Origin of the sequence: Chryseobacterium sp. MEBOG06 (assembly GCF_021869765.1) — a bacterium.
Lineage (GTDB): Bacteria > Bacteroidota > Bacteroidia > Flavobacteriales > Weeksellaceae > Chryseobacterium.
On record NZ_CP084580.1, the window covers coordinates 5,097,144 to 5,116,419 of the forward strand.

Consider the following 19,276-nt stretch of genomic DNA (forward strand, 5'->3'; position numbering starts at 1 on the left):
TTTAACTCTTTTTGTGATTATTTATTCTCTATTGAAAATTTTGCAATGACCGGATAATGGTCTGAAAGACTGACAGAGCGGTCTACTTCATAGGAAACAGCATGCAATGCTTTTGAAGAAAATACATAATCAATCCTGATTGGAAATTTATAATCATGAAAACTGGTAGCACTTCCTTTTCCAGAAGTCAGAAATGCATCTTCAAGCCCTTCGGATAAGTGGTAATATTCATAAGAATTCGGAACTGAGTTGAAATCACCGGCTAAAATAACAGGATATGGAGAGTCATCTACCAATTGTCTGATCAGTGTGACCTGATCCTGATGTTTTTTAAAGGTAGGAATAAGCTTTTTCACAATATCTTTTACCTTTTCTTCATCAGCATCAGTATTTCCGTCAAGCTTTATCATTTCTTTTTCAAACCGGAACGGCTCAAGATAAACGTCAATAAACCGATACACTATACCATTTATCTGGATGTCCGCCTGTAAAGCAGGAGATCCTAAACCATCCACCTGCGGATCTATAATTTTTTTACTGATGATTTTATGCCTTGTAAGAATCGTAAGACCTACCGGGGTGCTTATTTTATCATAACCTTCAAACTCATATCCGTTTCCGGAATCTTCCTGCAAAAGAACAACATCTGCTTTATGAGATTTCAGATAATCAGCAACTTCCTGCCTCTTATACACTCCCGTTCTGGTATTGAAAGACAACACTTTAAGATCTGATCTCTTTTTTATATCAGAGGAATAATTAACCCAGCGTTTTACAGGATTTAAAAACAACAAACCCACAAACATGAATACAAAGGCTCTTTTTTTCCAGCTTAACACCCAAAATACCGTTAAGACAATATATAGAGTAATAAGAATCGGGAAGCCTAAAGAAAGCAGATTAAACCACGGAAAAATTTTAGGTGGAATGTAAGCATTCAATAAAGTACACAGTACCAGAAACAGAATTCCCAGATGCAGGATCAGTAGTATGAGCCGAAAAATCTTCACAATATACTCTTAATTGAATCTGTAAAGGTGTTTTTTCCATATTCTTGCCAGCAGCCAGCCGACCAGAGCCCCACCTACGTGAGCGAGATGAGCAATTCCCCCTCCGTTTCCGGAAACGCCCAGGTATACGGAAACCACAACAATAATGGGTAACAGATATTTTACTTTGATAGGAACCGGAATAAACATAATTCCGATTTTAGAATCCGGATATAGGGTTGCAAATGCTGCTACAATTCCGAAAATAGCTCCTGAAGCCCCCACCATAGGTGTTGCCACAATATCTTTTAAGTTTCCTAATAGCTCTTTTTGCCTAAGAACAGAATCAGCACTTCCAGAAAACTCTACACTTGCACCGGACAGGTATGCACTCACATTTAAACCCAACTGTTGTAATTCATTGGAAATATTCTGAACTTCTACAAAATTCCATAGATTGAAAAGGAAAAAGGCTCCTAAACCACTTGCAAAGTAAAGTATCAAATATTTTCTATCTCCCAATGTCTGTTCCAGAATAGGACCAAAACTGAAGAGCGTCAACATATTAAATAAAATATGCATAATACTCCCATGCATAAACATATGGGTTATAATCTGCCATGAGTGGAAGAATGGTGAAAAAGGATAAAAACCAGCAAGATAACCAATAACCTGATTTCCAAGTAAAGAGGTAACAATGAATACTATTACATTAATAATGATAATATTTCGTGTAATCGGCGGTATATTGTTAAACATATTTTTTAAAATTTGTTTTTAAAATCATTAAACGGAACTTCATAGAAGCATCTTTTACCATCCGGCAGAAATTCCGGAAAGCCTAATGCTGTAAAGTCTTTGATAACTTGTTCCGCATCTTTTTTATAAATAAAGTCAAATCTTGATTTAGACTGCATTTTATTCCATTGATTATGGTAATAATGCATAAACTCGTCCTCGGTTTTATATTCCAGGATCTCAAAAAGGTTCTCCAGAAACTTCATTGCCTGTGTTTCTTTCAATCCTTCAGGAAGCGAATCTATTCTCAATACACTTTCATGAGCAATTTTCATGTCAAACCCAAGCTCCGGAAGATATTTTCTGATCGAATTGTATTTATTTTTTTCGATCTCATTCATATGATACTCCAGAGAGAAAAGAAGTGCATGACTGTTGGTGCTTGATTTTCTGGTAGATTTATTGTTTTCTGCCACCAGTAATCTGTGCATTCTTCCAAGATCCAGCATTAGCGTCATATCACCCTTATTGAAAAGCCAGTATCCGTTGGGAAGTCTCATCAGATCTTCATCAAAATCTTCATCTTCAAACAAGTTAATTTTTGAAGGTTCTGCTGTAATATTCTGATGGTACATTTCTGTAAGGTTCTGAATTTCTTCAGGACGCACATTTTTTTCTTCCAGAAACGGATTATAATCTTTGTCTACGATGATTTCAGGCATTTTGATAATACCGCTTCCACCCCCGTTTCCTTTACTAGGAATAGGCTTGTTCATCATCTCGTCCAATTCAGGATCTCTGTCAAAATCAAGACTTGGAGATACATTATAGATTCCCAGTGATCTTTTGATAGTAGAGCGAAGCAATGCAAAAATAAGATGTTCATCTTCAAACTTTACTTCTGTTTTCTGGGGATGAATATTAACGTCAATTTTCTCCGGATCAAGTTCCAGAAAAAGAAAAAACGAAGGCACATACCCGGGCTGAAGCAGCCCCTCAAAAGCTTCCTGTACTGCTTTATTGAAATGTGGGCTTTTAAAATATCTTCCGTTTACGAAAAGAAACTGCTCTCCTCTTGATTTTTTGGCTCCTTCAGGTTTTGCAACAAAGCCATGAAGTTTACACCAGATAATATCTTCTTTGATAGGAATCAGAAGCGGCTGCAGTTTTCTTCCAAAAACATCCACAATACGCTGCATCTGACTTCCTTTTCTCAGTCTGAAAACAGGCTCATCATCATGGAATAATGAAAACTCCAGTCCTTCGTGCGCAAGTGCAACACGCTGAAATTCATCAATTACATGTCTGAATTCTACATTATTATTTTTCAAAAACTTCCTTCTTGCAGGAACGTTGTAGAAAAGATTTTTAACCAAAAAGTTTGACCCTTCTGCTGTCTGAATTGGGTCCTGAAACTGAAAAACCCCGCCTTCGATATAAATATTGGTTCCTATGGACGCTGCTGTCTGCTTCGTTCTCAGTTCAACCTGAGAGACTGCTGCAATAGAAGCCAAGGCCTCCCCGCGAAACCCTTTTGTTGCAATTTTAAAGATATCTTCCGTTCCTTTAATCTTGGATGTGGCATGTCTTTCAAATGCCATTCTTGCATCTGTTTCAGACATCCCTTTCCCGTCATCCACCACCTGTATAAGGTTTTTTCCGGAATCCCTGATGATCAATTCAATTCTTGTAGCATCTGCATCTATAGCGTTTTCCAAAAGTTCCTTCACGATGGATGCAGGTCTCTGCACCACCTCTCCCGCTGCAATTTGGTTAGCTACATGATCCGGTAAAAGCTGAATAATATCTGACATAAAAACGTAAATCAACTTACAAAAATAGTCAATGAAAACGGGAATTAAAATATTAAAACCGGGTTTTAATATTTAATTATCAACAATTTTACCCTATTTATCCCCATCAGGTTTTTTTAATGTTTGTAATGAAGGGCTTTAGCAACAATCTTTATTTAATTACGAGGCAGGCTTTTTTGCCTACCTGAAAAGGAGATAAAATAATAACAGTTCAGCCATCTGGGAGTTAATTTTCAAAAAAAACACCCCTATTCCATCATAAAATAAGGGTGCTCACAGCTAGTTTATACAAAAATTATAGTGATTTACTCTTATTTAATCACTCATCAAAAACAAGTTTTCTTTTCTTTTCTCTTTTAGGTATTCCATGGATCTTTTCATAGAGGTAAGCAAAAAGGTTTGGTTTTCTATAAATCCTGTTGTACCTGTATTTTGTGTTGAAGTGCCGTATATGAATTTTATAAGCATCATATCCGATCACGATCAGAAGACAGATACTGATAACATAAAAGACTCTGAATTCCAGATAGTAATAGGTCAATCCTGAAAATACAGCACCTAATACATAGGAAATCATAATGCTCAGCAATAGTTTTGCTCTTCCAATCAGCTCTCCGTTTTTTCTATATCTCTTCTGGGTAAACATAGACACCAGAATTCCCAGGTCGGTTGTAGTTCCGGTAAGGTGGGTTGTTTTTACAGAAAAGTTTGATATACTTGCCGTTAATCCATTCTGAAGTCCTGTTGCAAATAACATAAGGGCTACCAGGTACTCGGTTTCTGCCAATGTTTTCTGGTAATAAAGCTGTCCGTATACTCCTACAAAAAGAAGACATATAATCTCCAGTACAATGGGCATCGAATGGGCAAAATATTTACTTTTCTTATTAAAATTGATAACAATAAAGTTGGACAGGAAGCTTCCGAAGAAGAATAAAAATATCCATACTCCCACTACTCCAACCTGTGCCCAGTTTCCTTTGCTGATCTCAGCGGCCAAAATAGCGTAATGTCCTGTTACATTTGACGTAAATGAGAGAAATATTAATAAGGATGCTATATTTATAGTACCTGCAGTAAATGCAGTCAGCGTCCCCAATCTTATATTGTCTCCCAGTGTCCTGCTGTTACTATAATTTCTTAACATTTTTAATCTTTTTAAATTATATTCACTTTTAGACCTCTACAAAGATCTCTGCCAGCCTTCCTCTTTCCGGAAGCTTTTCTCTTGCTTCTACTGTGATGTCATGAGACTGCAGTTCTTTGCTTTTTTTGATATAAGGAATAAGGTCAAACTTTCCTTTTCCTTTGCTTTTAATAGATGAAGAATAATAGGCTTCTTCTATATTTTCAGCTTTTACATACTGATTGAATGTTCTTTGAAAGCTTCCTGTGAAAACATCGCAGGTGATTTTGTTAATCAGGTGGGGATATTTATTTTTAATAATTCCATACGCATCACAGAATTCTGCCGGTCTGATCTTGTTGAAAACTGATGTTTTGGTATTGAATAAAAGATCTCTGATAGAATCTCCCGAATCATATCCTGAAGTAAGAAGGATGTTATATTGATTCTGATCTCCTGATGCATCTTTTCCTTTAAGCACTTTTTTCAATATATTCAATGACTCAAGAGAATAATCTGTTGCAATTAAAATTGTTTTAGCCATATTCTTTATTATTTTGTATTGTGTTGATCTTTTTTGATGATACAAAACTAGAACGACCAGATTAGAGGATCTTTGGAATGGAATTAAAATGTGATTAAAGAGATTAAAATGAGATTAGAAAATTGTTAAGAGGACTTAATATGTGTAAAAAAGGAAAAGGAACAAATGGATGAATCTGCTCCATAAGATTTTTATGTAAGTCCTATTGTATTAATGAAATGTATCCTGTTTGAGAATAAAGGAAAAGCAAAAAGCCAGTGTTCATTTAAGACAAATAAATAACCAAAATGATTAAATAAAACGGTCTTTTTACCGATTAAACATTCTCCCTCTGGGTACTATAGAAATTTGGGAAGCGCATCTGTACGGTGGTACCGAGGTTTTGGTTTGAACTCACGATCAATTCGCCATGATGCATTCTTACGATGTTCCTTGCCAATGGAAGCCCAATTCCATAACCTTCATAATTGTTTGTATTGGATGCCCTGAAGAACGGATCGTAGATTTTATTCATCTCTACTTCCGGAATTCCGATTCCATTATCTTTTACAATAATATAAACATCTGTATCGGTAGCTCCGAGAGAAACTTTAACCTGCTGGAAATTAGAATATTTACAGCCATTACTGATGATATTGGCAACTGCCAGATGCAGAAGCTGCTCATTACCCTGCACTTTCAGTTTTTTAGGATTATCAGGAAGCATACTGATATCCAGATAAATATTATTCCTGGAATCGATTTTTCTAAGTGTTTCAATAACATCCCACAGTAACTGATCAATCCTTACTTTATCCATTTTCTGGATTTTCCCGTCGAATCCGGTTTGCGCAATCATTAATAAAGCCTTGATCTTTTTGTCTAACTTTTCAGCCTCATCCAGAATGATTTCCAGGGTTTCTTTATATTCATCTGCAGTTCTGCTGATAGAAAGTGCCACATCAGCCTCTCCCATAATGGACGTTAACGGGGTTCTCAATTCATGCGATACATTTCCGATCAGGTGATTCTGGGTTTCAAAAGAGGTTTCTATACGGTTTAGCATATCATTGAAAGTATCCACCAGTTCATTCAGCTCTTTATTGTCCGGCTGGGATTCCAATCTCAGGTGAAGGTTTTCTGAGCTTATCTCCTTTACTTTTCCTGTAATTTTCAAGATGGGTCTAAATAATGTTTTAGAGAGATAAAAAGAAAAGATCATACTGAAGAACAGGGAAAGCACAATACAGGTGATGAGCGTTCTTTTCAAAAACCCCAGATAATAGACTACATAATGGTTTTTGGCAGAAGCAATCGCTATATAGTCTTTGTCATCATATTTAAAACTCTGTCCTATATAATAGAATTCTTTGTCATTGTAATTGGATTCGCCTTCTTTGATGATCTTTTTAAAGAAATAATCGGGAATATGAACTTCCTGGGATATTTTTTTAAAATTGGAATCTGTAGGAACGGCAAAAACATAATCTTTTTCCATGGGAAGTTCCTCATCATTCAGGCTGCTGAGAATATAGTTTTCCGGAAGGTCCAGATGGTCTTTGCTTTTTTCGATCTGAACAATGGTTGCTGTCCGGATCTTTAGAAGTTCATAAAACCTCTGATGTGAGAAATTAACGATTGAAAAATAGACCAACCCACTGAAAAGGAGAATAATGGCGGTGAAAACCAACATTAAAAGCACCATCGTTTTGGTCTGATTTGTAATCACTTTATTAAACATCCATTAACTCTTTTTCAGAACATACCCCATTCCTATCACGGTATGAATCAGTTTGTTATCATCCTGATGATCCAGTTTTTTTCTTAAATAATTGACATAAACATCCACCACATTGGTTCCCAATTCATAGTTTACTCCCCAAACAGCATCTAAAATTTCGGCTCTGGAGATTACTTTTTCCGGATTATTGAGAAAATATAACAGCAGTTTATATTCTGTAGAAGTAAGCGTAATATCTTCTCCGGCGCGGGTTACTTTCTTAGTATAGTCATTAACTGTCAGATCCGAAAACTGAAAGACATATTCATTATCCGGTTCAGGTTCTACAATTTCCTGCGGATTACTTCCGAGGCTTCTTCTCAACAGTGATTTTACACGGGCTACCAATTCAATAAATTTGAATGGCTTTACCAGGTAATCATCACCACCACTTTCCAGCCCAAGCACAATATTCTCAGAGGATCCCAGGGCTGTCAGAAATAAAATAGGAACACTCTCATTGGTTTTCCTGATTTCTTTACAGACGTCCAGCCCATTCATTTCCGGCAGCATAATATCCAAAATTACCATATCGAAATCATTAGCCTGTACCAGCTGTACACCTGTACGCCCATCAAAAGCCACAGATACTTCATAGCCATTTTCCTGAAGGCCCTTTTTAATAAAAGAAACTACACTGGTTTCATCTTCGATAAGAATAATTTTTTTCATAAATGAAATAAGGAGTTTCACAAAAATAGGAAAATTTTTCTTGGAGAGAGGAAAGCTGAAAAAGACAGCTAAGAACCACAAAAAAGAAACCTGCTAATGGATTGTTTGCGTTTTCAAAATTTAAAGTCCCGACTTGAAACCAATCATCGATCTAACGAATCGAAAATACAAAAACACAACTGAAAATCAACAAACTAACACACATATTTTATCTGAAATAAAACTTATATTATAAAGGCAAGGAATGCACTAATAAAATAATTTGTGGATTCCCTGCCTTTTAAAATCCTATTATTGCGCTTAAAAAAAGCATTTTTTCAACTTATTACAAATCCAACTGCATCTGTACATCTACCCTATCATATCCGGCATCAGTAATCGGAATATGCTTAAATCCTAACTTTTCATACAATTTAATTGCAGGAACTAATATAGAATTGGTTTCTAAAAATACTTTTTGCGCATTGAGCTCTTTCGCTTTCCCTATTAATGCATTTCCCAGCAGATATCCAATTTTTTTTCCCTGCGCTTTGGGGCTTACTGCCATCTTTGAGAGTTCGAAAGTAAGAGGTTTATCACCAGCCTTCACCAATGCACATGTTCCCACGGGTTCATTATTTAATAATGCGAAAGCAATATACCCTCCTTTTTCTAAAATTTGCTCTTCAGGATGATCCAGCAATTTATAATCACCTGCTTCCATTACAAAAAAAGTTTTGATCCATTCTTCATTTAACGTCTTGAAAGCTTCTTTATACTGATGTTCATACGCTATAATTTTCACTTCATTATTGATATCATTCATTGTCCTTAAGGTTTATTAAATTTTGTTTTTTATCATTTTTCCCAGTTTCTCCAAGTCACTTTCTACACGATCTGTCCATTCCAGCGCATAGTTCAGACGCATACAGTTCTGGTACTGATTATATTGTGAAAACATTCTTCCGGGTGCAAAGTTTACTTTCTGGCTTACTGCTTCATCATACAGGTCTTCCGTACAAATTCTCTTGTCCAGCTCCAGCCAAAGCATAAATCCTCCTTTTGGTTCAGAAATCTTAGTATTATCCGGAAAATACAGGTTTACAGACTTCTGAATCTGAAGATAATTGGCATACAGCTTTTTTCTGAACATTCTCAGATGATGATCATATCTTCCATGGGCAAGAAAGTCAGCAATTACATCTGAAAACAAAGACGGGCTGGAAACCGTCTGAACCAGCTTCTGACGGATAATTTTCTCTTTAAACTTTCCCGCAGCCACCCAGCCCACACGAAATCCGGGAGCCAGGGTCTTGGAGACTGAGCCTACCCACATTACAATACCTGCTTCGTCGTAAAATTTACAAGGTTTTGGTCTTCCCGCACCGAAATAAATATTTCCGTAGACATCATCTTCAACCAGAGGGACATTATGCTCGGTAAGCATTTTCACGAGTTCTTTCTTGTTTTCATCAGGCATCTGGAACCCTAATGGATTGTTATAATTCACTACAAAACAACATGCAGAAAGCTTCGGAAGCACTTTTTTCAAACTATCCAGATCTACTCCCGTAATAGGATGGGTGGGAATTTCCACAGCTTTCAATCCTAATAAATGGATAGCCTGAAGGATCCCGAAATAAACGGGACTTTCTACCGCCACAGAATCTCCGGGCTGGGTGACTGCCATCAGGCAATTGTATACCCCATTCATTGCCCCGGAAGTAATCACCAGGTCATCTTCTGTAATCTTTCCTTCCATCACCATTGCCCACTTGGCAATTTCGCGGCGAAGCTGTTCACTTCCCTGTACGGGCTCATAGTTGGTTCCGCTATCATTTTTCCTTTTCACCACATCAATCATACATTTTTTCATCTTCGCCACAGGAAGGAGGCTTTTTCCGGGAATTCCCAATGCAAATTGGGTAACATCCGTTCCGTCAATTGTACCAAATACTTTTCCTATAAGGTCTTCAGGTGTATTTTCACCTTCTGAAACTTTCATTTGGGCTATAGAAGGCAGTGCTAGTTTCCTCTGAGAGGTCTGGCTTACGTAATATCCATATTTGGGACGTGACTCTACAAGGGAACGGCTTTCCAGCTCCATATAGGCCTGTTTTACTGTATTAAGACTTACATTGTACAGCTTCTGGGCGCTTCTGAGTGAAGGCAGCCTGTCTCCAAACTGTAATGTTTCGTTTTTAATCTGCTCTGTGACAGAGTTTGCTATTTTAAGGTACAGGACATCCTTAGACATTAAATGATGGTTTTAAGTAAATGTACAACTTTCATCCCTGTTTTATTCAAGGTTCAGCCAGCTTACCATTCTGCTGATACTGCTTTTCAACTGTTCCGGATTTCGGAAATTCGGGCTATTATTCTTTTTAAAACAAACTTCGGTATGGGCAAAAAAAATTTCCATCTCTGTATCCGTCATTTCCATTTTGTTATAAATCTTAAAAGTGATCAAACCTTTCCCATTCATGACAAGACTCGCAAATGCAATGGTCTTATTTTCCTTTTTAGCCAAGAGAAAAGGAAGTCCGAAATTCTGATTTACTTTCTTCCCATCGTGAGTTTGCAGGAAAATATTTTTCAGCATCAATATGTCTGAAATATAGGCTTCAGCATATTGAAGAATCTCCTGATGTTGTGCAACTGTTTCCATATTATTTCTTCTTTAGCTAAACAAAATTATGAAGTATCCTCATTAAGACACAGATACAGAAGTATACAATATTATGGTTACAGAAATTATTTGATCGGCTGGAAACAACTCGTCTTTCATTAAAATAGAAAACAGGCTGCTCCCTAGTATGAAGCAGCCTGTTTGAAGTGTTTTAAAATATTGATATTATTTACATTAAATAAAAAAAGAACATTATTTTTTAAGAAACTTTGAATTATAAATCTGTTTTTCTTTAGACTCTAATTTGATCAGGTAAGTTCCGGTAGTAAGACTTGAAATATTGACAGACTTTGCATACACACTTTGTGATAGCACCAGTTTTCCACTCATATCGTAAATAGTAACTTTTTCAATTGAAATATTTTGTGCCCATGAAATTTGATCAAAAGCAGGGTTTGGATATAAAATAATATCAGATAACTCATATGCCGATTCTGAAGTAGAAGCTCTGGGACACTGAAAAATAAGGAGGGGCTGTGCCGATGAAGTAGCTGCTCCGTTATTCCAAATGTATCCATACCCGCCCCATGCCCAAACAGAACCATCTGATTTCTGAGCAATTGAAACACAATGCCCCGCATATACTTTTTCCCAATCAAAATCATTACCCACTTGTACCGGAGAAAGAGAACTGGTTGGGACTATTACGTTGATAGTGCTGTCCCAGCATCCTTCTCCCCATTGCCATAAGGTTCCGTCACTTTTAACACCAACAGAATAGGTCTGTCCGGTTGCGATCTCCTTCCAGGTATCTGTGCCTATCTGTACAGGGGTTTGCACAAGCACACTTGTACCACTTCCTACTCCACCCGCTATATTGTCACCCCATCCCCATAAAGTATTATTAGTTTTTAAAGCAAGGGTAAAATCACCTAAAGAAGAGGTCACCACTTTTTTCCAGTTTGTATCTGTTCCCACCTGAGACAAGTTTGTAACACACACATTTTCAGCATACTGAAGACCTAGACTATTAAGTACGTTTCTACCTCTTGCCCACAAAGTCCCATTACTTTTGATCGCAAAAGTTCTGCTCCCTCCTGCGGTTATATCTATCCAATTGTTGTCTGTACTGATCTGGACGGGCTGAGAAAAGTACTGATTAGGATATGGATTGGGAGAGGTTATACTGAGCTCACAGGCAGAATTATTTCCCCATCCCCAAAGCGTTCCATTATTTTTTAGCGCAATAGTATGGGCGAGGCCTGCTACCATTTTTTTCCAGTCTGTATCAGAACCAATCTGTACAGGGGTATAAATATCTGTAATTGTTCCATTTCCTACCTGCCCCCTCGTATTTCTACCCCACCCATATATCTTCCCATTATCAGTTAATCCTAATGTATGGCTTAATGAATGATAAATAGAACCAAAATTTGGTGTTACAGGACGTAAATACGGAGAACTTTGCAGCTGCGTGCTTCCTGTACCTACCTGTCCATAATCATTAACACCCCAGGTATAAACTTCTCCGTTAGTAGTGAAAATTGAAATTGTACTGTTAGTGATAGAAATATCTTTTACACAATAGTTAGCTTGTGAATATGCAGGCTGTAAGGCACCCAGCAACAGCAAGAAAAAATAAATTTTCCTCATGATTATATGATTTTACATGGTTATATTAATCAAATATATGAAAAACGGTTGTTTAAATTAACAATTAATAAATATTTGTATTATTTTATTTATAATTTTTTAATTTTTAGTGTAAAGTATTCCAATAAATTTATTTTATACAATTTGTTTATTATCAAATAAGGAGGAGCCTGTTTCCACATCCCTTATATCAGCCGATCCCATGGATATAAGACATGATTTGAAATAGAAAACAGGCTGCTCCCTAGTATGAAGCAGCCTGTTTGAAAGTATTTATATGATATTAAAAGTATTATTCTACTCTTTTTAAAGCTTCTTTAATACCTTCCAGCCCATCACCGAACTGTGCAAGTAAAGCTACAATCTGAGACATTCTGTCATTTTCTCCTAAACCTTTTAAGGTTTTATTTTTCAGAAATGTTTTCTTGATTTCATTCCAGCGTTCTGTTTCTTCTTCGGAAAGTGTACCAAAGAGCTCTTTAAGCTTCAGCATATTCGCCTCGGCTCCCGTTGTAAGGGTTTGAGACTCATTCTGGTAATGGTTTAATACAATCTGTATTACCTCATCTTTTTTCAGAATAGGCTGAATCTGTGTGATAAGTTTATTCATATTACGGTAAGACCCCTGCAGCTTGAATGATGGTTCATTTCTATAATCATCGGACATCGCTGCGGAAGAAATATATTCTTTATTCACCTTCAAAACCATATCTCTTACTTTAATGGTATTTTTCAATACTGCTCTGAAGTCTGATATTTCGTTTGAACTGAAATTCCCCTTCAGATGATCTGCCGGATTATCTGTTACAACACACTCATAGAGTTCATATAGATTTTCCATTCCCGGGTGGGTCAGTCTGGTCAGATACTCATTAGACATCAGGGCATTCTCGATAAGACTCAGGTCAAAAAGGTCGGTTTTTGATCCTGATATCTCTCCCAGATTATAAGTATCTGAACGGTTAGCCAGCATATCCGGTATTTTAAACTTTTCTCCGTTTTCTGTGTAAGGATTTCCAGCCATCACCAGACAGAATCTTTTGGAACGTAAATCATAGGTTTTACTTTCTCCATTGTAAATTCCCTCTATTTTTCTCTGCCCGTCGGCAAGAGATATGAATTTCTGGAGGAATTCCGGGTTACAATGCTGAATATCATCCAGGTACAGCATTACATTGTCGCCCATTTCCAGTGCGAGGTTCAATTTTTCAAGTTCCTGTCTCGCCCCTGCATTTTTAGCTTCTGAAGGATCTGTGGAAACAATATCATACCCTAGTGAAGGGCCGTTGATCTTCATGAAAACCAGCCCCATACGTTCAGCCATATACTCCATCAAGGTAGTTTTTCCATATCCCGGAGGAGATACCAGAAGAAGCATTCCCATCCTGTCTGTTCTTTTATCTGAACCCGCTGTTCCCAGCTGTTTTGAAAGATTAGCCCCTATTAAAGGAAAGTAAACATCATTGATCAGTTTGTTTCGGACAAACGAACTTAATATCTGCGGCTTGAAAGTATCCAGCTTCAATGCTTTTTTCTTTTCGTCTACCCAGCTGTATTTCAATTCCTGAAGACGTTTATATTTTGGAACTATAACGGTATTAAAATGACTCAGCCTTGATACAAATTCGAAATAGTTAAGATGGTATTCTGTGTCCTTTTCAAGTGATTTCAATTCTTTTAGTATCACTTCATAAGAGGTTCGTTTGATATTTTTGGGATCAAACTTCTGGGTAATAATAAATCCTGCAGTTTCCTGTATGACATTCCTTTCAGCTTCAGCGTCAAATGCCTGTAATGCACTTTCAGCAATATAATAGCACGCAGAAGGAAATTGATACATAGCTTGCAACTGGGTAATAAATTCAAGATCTTTACCTTTTTCTTTCAGCTCTTTCAAAAATAAACCATATAAAGTGGCCGCTTTTTCTGAAATCAGGAAGTTTTCTTTGTCCTCCTGTTTCAGATATAGAGCAGCATTGATACAATCTACTTCGGTAAAAAAAGCATGTGCCGATACAAAAGCCTTCATATCGTTTGCCAATTCCCTGCTTAAATATTCAAATCCTTCTTTCGAAGCAAACGATTGGGAAATAATAGCAGCAGCTTCAAACTGTCTGTTATAATATTCTTTTCTTTCATTCTCCATAAAGAACCAGAAAAGCTGTCCCAATGACCTTTCTTGTGCTGTAAACCTCATCAGTCCAAGCTCATTGTACATTTGCTGAAGCTTTGTTAAAATAGTCTGTGCATCCTGATCATGAATTCCCTTTACAAGTCCTTCTCCAAAATGCCTTGCGGTAAATTCCTGTACAGCCTTTTCGTTCTGCTGTTCTGTAGCATTTTCTTTATGAGATGAAAAAACATTCCAGGCGAGGTATTCAAACCTTTTCACCTTTATGTTTTCTGAAACAAACTCCTGATTCCAGACTTCTTTGAACTCGTCTGCTGTATTGAAGTTCAAAGGTTCATAGAAGCTTGTTCCTGTAAGATGATAATAATACTGTGCATTTCTCAGCACAAGGGTAAGATCCAGCTTCTGCTGATTGACAGCAAATTTATAATCTCCTAAAGCAATGATGTTTTCCCCATCAATATAGATCTCTTTTTTATCTTTTAGTTTTCTTACGGCTTCCTGCTGGGAAGTTTTAAGAAGGGTCTGAATTTCTTCAGATTTGGCAGAATCTTCAAGTTCTGCAAGCTGTCTTGAAAAGTCTCTTACTTTTTCTACCATCAGATCCGATGCAAAATAGCCATTGATCTCATTTTCAGAGTCAAAAGATTCTGCTTTGGTCTGTATGGATTTCAAGATTCTCTGTGCAGCATCAAAAAGAGTCTGGGTTCTTTTGTTTCTTGATTCTGTAAGCTGTACTCTCTTATTCTGAAAATGCCCGTAAACCTCTTCTCTTTTATTCCCAATCTGTTGGATAAATTCTTCGAAATCGATAAATTTTGTTTCCATTTCTTCCAACTGAATGGAAAGTTTGGTGAGGTATTCATCACACTTCTCAGGGGTCTGGGAAAGTTCCAGGAAATTGATAACAGACTGATCGAATAAGGTGATCTGTGCCTGAAAATCTGAGGCGAGTTCTTTTCCGGAGATCTCTCTTTTCCTTTTGCCAAGCTCAAGTCTTTCCTGATTAAGCCTCGCAAAGATCAGGGAAATGTTTTCAATGATCTGGGTAGACTGGGAAGTATCCTCTATTTTAAGATTATTAACAATATCTACTAACAGCTCCAGCTGCCCGGACAATATATTAATATTCTCCTCAATGATTTTCGCATCAACTGCTTTTTGCAAAGCAATGATCTCTTCTGATATTTTGTTTGCTCTTTCTTCATAAGGAAGCAGCGCCTGATCCTGCAAAAGAAAATCTACACAGGCATTCGAAAGTTCTGTATAGCGCTCTGCAAGGGATTTTTCCAGTGTATCCAGCAATACAGCATCAGCATATTTAAGCTCTCTGCCTCCTGTAACTTCTCCTCTTAAAGCTCTGATCTGCGAAAGGGCATCAATATATTCCGTAAGCTGAGAATAATGAAGCCTTTTCGTATCATCCAGGATTTTCTCACAGGCATGTTTGATTTTTTCTAAGGCTTCTTCTGTATTTCTTCTCTGTTCAGTAACCTTTTCATATTCATTGATCGCAGAATGGGCAATCCCTCTTATCTCCTTCAATGGCTGATCCAGCTTCTCAACTTCTTCTTCACCCAGAAAGTAATAAGTATCGAGGATAAAGGTGGCAAGCTTTACAATATCACTATACAGCCCGCTGTAAGAATCTTTTTTACTCAACAGCGTTATAAGCTCCTGGCTTTCAGCCATCACCCTTACAATATCTTTGTTCCCTATTTTATAAAGTAAGCTGTCTGTTTTTTCAGCATTAGGCAGCAATTCTTTGGAAAAAGGGGTCTGCCAGATCTGGGCAAGGTGGTTTTTCGTTGTTTCAATACTCTCACGAAGGTAGATCAGCTTACCATTATCTAAAAAGGTAAACCCACTGCACCGAATCGGTGTTTCTATGGTCTGAGTAATAATATTATAGGAAATCAGCTGATAATTGTTCGTTTTATCATCATAGAAAACGTATAAAAAATTCTCACCATTCGGCTCTATAACTGTTTTCAAGTAGTAGAGCCTGTTCTGATCTTGAGAAATAACTTTCAAGCCACCCGTCTGCAGAGCATATCCGTTGGAGAATAATACTCCCTGACTTTCCGGCAGCAGCAATCCTGAATATTTCAGTGCATCAGCTCTGGAAACAGTCTTTTCTTTATGGTTATAAATGAAATAGCGTTCTGTTTCCTGGTAGGGTTTTATTTTAAACAAGACCAGATTATCCAGATCGCAGAAGTAGATTTCCGCATCATCCAGGTTCTGATCTTTATGAATAACATCTTCGGAATAAATTCCTTTTCCTGTATCGGTATTATCTTCTACTTTAATGGTTATATCTCCACCTATACTTTCTACAAAGACTTTATCTGCCAGAGAAATATGGGGATGTTTTCCTGAGCGCTGCATATCTCTTGTAGCTCTTGTCCATACGAAGGCATGCTGCTGGGGATATGAGGTTTCTGAAGCGCTTCTGGAATCTACATAGATGAGCTGATTTTCTTTAATGAGCCATTTGAATGCCTTGATATCGGTGGTACTTTCTGAAAGCTGAAAAACCATATACAGATAGTTTTCTGTAAAGGTAAATCTGGCAAAGAAGGTGTTTCTGTAATATTTGTAGAGGTTTTTAAATTCATCAATGAAAACCTCATCATTAATCAATGCATAGTCCTGAGGTTCAAACCTGTTGTTATTGATTTTATATATTGAAAAAACATCCGAGATATTAATTTCAGTCTGAAGGCCAAGGTGAGCATTAGAACCCAATATAAGTTGATTACCCAGAGAATAAATATCCTTGGCAATACAGCTGTGGTCTGTGGAAATTCTTTCGTTGGCAATAAGAGAGAAGTCTACGCCTCCAAATATATTTTTACGGCTTTCATTAAGCTGCTGAAGTCTTTGGATAAGGTCATTCTTCTGCTCATTCAGACGATTTTGAATAATCTCGTAAGTTCCTGAATTAAGTTGTTCTGACATCGTTTTTATTTAAGTTGTCATTATCTGCCGTATGACAGCAGATCTTTGTGTAAAACCTGAGTGAGTCCGATGGTTTTTTGTTATTGTGATGTAAACCTTACAGATTTTTAGGATCTATAAGGTTTCTCATATTATTGATAATAAATCTGCTGCTTATTAATTATAAAATAAGTCCTGATCCTCATCAAAGTATTGTCCCGTTAAACGTGATTGTTATTCACCGGTTTGTTCTCCACTCCCAGGTGTCTGGCCATATCCATAGCTTTTTCCAGAATTCCTTTTTCCTGCTGACTGGCTACTCCGTTCAATTTAAATATCAGAGATGCGATGCTCATATTTTTGATATCTTCTGAAGAGATTTTGTATTTATCTACCATTCCCATCACTTTTCCAATGATGTTTTCACCATTGCCCAGAAGGTTTTCTTTTACAAGCTGTGCATTTTCGCTGTGGCCGATAAATTTGTCTAATCCTTTTCCTGCAGAAACCTGACGTATTACATTATCAAAGAAGGTATTGTCACCTCCTACGATATCAATTTTTGCAGTTTTGAAGGCTTCAGCCAATACCATAGACTGGGCTTCTGCGATATCTTTCTGGATAGCGATCTGCGCAAGTTCCACATCTTTTTCTTTTGCCAGCTGAAGACGGAATTCTTCGTGGTCTTTTCCAGCTTCGTTCAGTTTCTTCATTGCTTCGGCTTTTTCAGTGATTCCGGCTGCTTCTGCCAATGCTTTTTCTTTGATTACTTCTGCCTGGGCAATCCCTTCTTTTTTATTGGCATCAGCTTTTTTCTCAATCACACTTGCTTCTGCAATACCCTGTCTTTCTGCAGCATCTGCTTTAGCATGCATTACCTGCGCTTCAGACAATCCTACAGTAGCTTCTTCTTTCGCCTTAGCATCTGCTATAATCTTACGTGCTTCAGCTTCTTTTTCAGCAGCATCTCTTTTTGCCTGTGCTTCAATCACATATTTCTGTGCATCTTTTTCAGCGGCCAATCTTCTTGACTCTGCGGCTCTTGTTTCTTCAATCAGTTTTTTCTCTGCTTCCTGAGTGGCTATGGTAATTTCTACCTGCTTGTTTCTATCTGCTGTTTTGAAAGCTTCAAGATCTTTGATTCCCTGCTGCTCTTCTACCACTGTTTTTTCCATCGTCAGGCGCTCACGGATCGCATCCTGAATACTTTTCTTCTCCAGCTCTATTGCCTTTTCTTTTTCAATCTGTGCCAGAGAGACAATTCTTTCTCTTTCTGTAGCTTCAAGAGCTTTGTCTTTTAATACTCTTTCCGTTTCTACAAGATCAGCACGTTCTTTATTTTTAGCGGCAATGACTACCTGACGGAGTTTATTTTCTTCTGCAATCTGTAGCTTTTCTTCTGTAGCAATACGAACAGTCTCATATCTCAGACGCTCTTCTTCTTCTACTTTTAAAATTTCGGCATTCTCACGTGCTTTAATATTGGCAACTTCTCTTTTTTGAGATTCCTGTTTTTCTGCTAACTGTTTTTCAAGCTCCAGAATGGCTTCACGGGCTTCTACGTTCTGCTTCGTAATCGTTTTTTCTTCATCACGACGAACCTGATTGGCTTTAATATTCTGTGTTGCAGTAAGTTCGGTTATTTTCTTAATCCCTTCAGAATCAAGAATATTATCTTTATCCAGCTTATCAATAGAGGTCTGCTCAAGGTAATCTATTGCACAGTCATCCAGCACATATCCGTTCAGGTCTGTCCCTATGATATCAAGGATTTCCTGGCGAAATTCGCTTCTTGCTTCATACAGTTCTGTGAAATCAAATTTCTTTCCTACCGTTTTAAGAGCTTCAGAAAATTTCGCTTCAAAAAGTTCTCTTAAAGTTTGGGCATCAGAAGCTCTCTGGCATCCGATTGTCTGGGCAACATTGATGATATCGTCCACCGATTTGTTGACACGGATAAAGAAGGCTACCTGAATATCAGCCCTCATATTGTCTTTACAGATCAGCCCTGCTCTTCCTTCTCTTGATATTTCCAGTTTTTTCACCGAAATATCCATAGATTCCATACGGTGAATGATGGGAATTACAATTCCGGCATTAAAGAATACTTTTGTACCCCCATATCCTGTTCTTAAGATAACAATTCCCTGAACGGTCTTTTTATACATCGATAAGATCCAGAAAATCAATCCGATTGATGCTACTGCTATAATTATAATTCCTGCAATTAATGGTAAGTTCATAGTTTTATAAGTTTATTGATATATGAATGTGTTTTTTTATTTTAAAAATATTGGAA

Annotated in this window: 13 protein-coding genes; all 13 read right to left on the reverse strand. The window is 37.3% G+C overall.

Features of this window, described 5'->3' with window-relative positions:
- Positions 1–17: 17 nt before the first annotated feature.
- The 13 genes from LF887_RS23215 to LF887_RS23275 all read right to left on the reverse strand — a co-directional run bounded on the left by LF887_RS23215 (position 18) and on the right by LF887_RS23275 (position 19,220).
- Positions 18–1,010, reverse strand: a complete 993-nt coding sequence (locus LF887_RS23215; RefSeq protein ID WP_236856607.1) for an endonuclease/exonuclease/phosphatase family protein — start codon at positions 1,008–1,010, stop codon at positions 18–20.
- Positions 1,011–1,019: 9 nt separating this feature from the next.
- Positions 1,020–1,748, reverse strand: coding sequence for a rhomboid family intramembrane serine protease (locus tag LF887_RS23220; RefSeq protein ID WP_236856608.1), 729 nt, complete (start codon positions 1,746–1,748; stop codon positions 1,020–1,022).
- A 5-nt stretch (positions 1,749–1,753) separates the two neighbouring features.
- Positions 1,754–3,541: a DNA mismatch repair endonuclease MutL gene (gene mutL / locus LF887_RS23225; protein ID WP_236856609.1), complete on the reverse strand. Its 1,788-nt coding sequence runs from the start codon at positions 3,539–3,541 to the stop codon at positions 1,754–1,756.
- Between the two features lie 319 nt (positions 3,542–3,860).
- On the reverse strand, positions 3,861–4,688 hold the full coding sequence (locus LF887_RS23230; protein WP_236856610.1) for a YoaK family protein: 828 nt from the start codon (positions 4,686–4,688) through the stop codon (positions 3,861–3,863).
- A gap of 28 nt (positions 4,689–4,716) precedes the next feature.
- Positions 4,717–5,211 carry a hypothetical protein gene (locus LF887_RS23235; protein WP_236856611.1) on the reverse strand — a complete coding sequence of 165 codons (495 nt, stop codon included), beginning with the start codon at positions 5,209–5,211 and terminating at the stop codon, positions 4,717–4,719.
- A 316-nt stretch (positions 5,212–5,527) separates the two neighbouring features.
- On the reverse strand, positions 5,528–6,931 hold the full coding sequence (locus LF887_RS23240; protein WP_236856612.1) for a sensor histidine kinase: 1,404 nt from the start codon (positions 6,929–6,931) through the stop codon (positions 5,528–5,530).
- Between the two features lie 3 nt (positions 6,932–6,934).
- Positions 6,935–7,642: a response regulator transcription factor gene (locus tag LF887_RS23245; protein WP_236856613.1), complete on the reverse strand. Its 708-nt coding sequence runs from the start codon at positions 7,640–7,642 to the stop codon at positions 6,935–6,937.
- Positions 7,643–7,967: 325 nt separating this feature from the next.
- Positions 7,968–8,447, reverse strand: a complete 480-nt coding sequence (locus tag LF887_RS23250; RefSeq protein ID WP_236856614.1) for a GNAT family N-acetyltransferase — start codon at positions 8,445–8,447, stop codon at positions 7,968–7,970.
- Positions 8,448–8,462: 15 nt separating this feature from the next.
- Positions 8,463–9,878, reverse strand: coding sequence for a PLP-dependent aminotransferase family protein (locus tag LF887_RS23255; RefSeq protein ID WP_236856615.1), 1,416 nt, complete (start codon positions 9,876–9,878; stop codon positions 8,463–8,465).
- A gap of 42 nt (positions 9,879–9,920) precedes the next feature.
- Entirely contained in the window at positions 9,921–10,289 is a 369-nt protein-coding gene (locus LF887_RS23260) for a hypothetical protein (RefSeq protein ID WP_236856616.1), read from the reverse strand.
- A 213-nt stretch (positions 10,290–10,502) separates the two neighbouring features.
- A complete protein-coding gene (locus tag LF887_RS23265; protein ID WP_236856617.1) occupies positions 10,503–11,903 on the reverse strand; it encodes a T9SS type A sorting domain-containing protein in 1,401 nt (466 codons plus the stop codon).
- A 292-nt stretch (positions 11,904–12,195) separates the two neighbouring features.
- Positions 12,196–16,998, reverse strand: a complete 4,803-nt coding sequence (locus tag LF887_RS23270) for a DNA repair ATPase (RefSeq protein ID WP_236856618.1) — start codon at positions 16,996–16,998, stop codon at positions 12,196–12,198.
- Positions 16,999–17,198: 200 nt separating this feature from the next.
- A complete protein-coding gene (locus LF887_RS23275; RefSeq protein ID WP_236856619.1) occupies positions 17,199–19,220 on the reverse strand; it encodes a flotillin family protein in 2,022 nt (673 codons plus the stop codon).
- Positions 19,221–19,276: the final 56 nt, after the last annotated feature.

Bases quoted from the DNA above. Each gene is read 5' to 3' on its own strand.
- LF887_RS23275 (WP_236856619.1), bottom strand. From the start codon at position 19,220: ATGAACTTACCATTAATTGCAGGAATTATAATTATAGCAGTAGCATCA.
- mutL (WP_236856609.1), bottom strand. From the start codon at position 3,541: ATGTCAGATATTATTCAGCTTTTACCGGATCATGTAGCTAACCAAATT.
- LF887_RS23250 (WP_236856614.1), bottom strand. From the start codon at position 8,447: ATGAATGATATCAATAATGAAGTGAAAATTATAGCGTATGAACATCAG.
- LF887_RS23240 (WP_236856612.1), bottom strand. From the start codon at position 6,931: ATGTTTAATAAAGTGATTACAAATCAGACCAAAACGATGGTGCTTTTA.
- LF887_RS23235 (WP_236856611.1), bottom strand. From the start codon at position 5,211: ATGGCTAAAACAATTTTAATTGCAACAGATTATTCTCTTGAGTCATTG.
- LF887_RS23260 (WP_236856616.1), bottom strand. From the start codon at position 10,289: ATGGAAACAGTTGCACAACATCAGGAGATTCTTCAATATGCTGAAGCC.
- LF887_RS23230 (WP_236856610.1), bottom strand. From the start codon at position 4,688: ATGTTAAGAAATTATAGTAACAGCAGGACACTGGGAGACAATATAAGA.
- LF887_RS23245 (WP_236856613.1), bottom strand. From the start codon at position 7,642: ATGAAAAAAATTATTCTTATCGAAGATGAAACCAGTGTAGTTTCTTTT.
- LF887_RS23220 (WP_236856608.1), bottom strand. From the start codon at position 1,748: ATGTTTAACAATATACCGCCGATTACACGAAATATTATCATTATTAAT.
- LF887_RS23270 (WP_236856618.1), bottom strand. From the start codon at position 16,998: ATGTCAGAACAACTTAATTCAGGAACTTACGAGATTATTCAAAATCGT.
- LF887_RS23255 (WP_236856615.1), bottom strand. From the start codon at position 9,878: ATGTCTAAGGATGTCCTGTACCTTAAAATAGCAAACTCTGTCACAGAG.
- LF887_RS23265 (WP_236856617.1), bottom strand. From the start codon at position 11,903: ATGAGGAAAATTTATTTTTTCTTGCTGTTGCTGGGTGCCTTACAGCCT.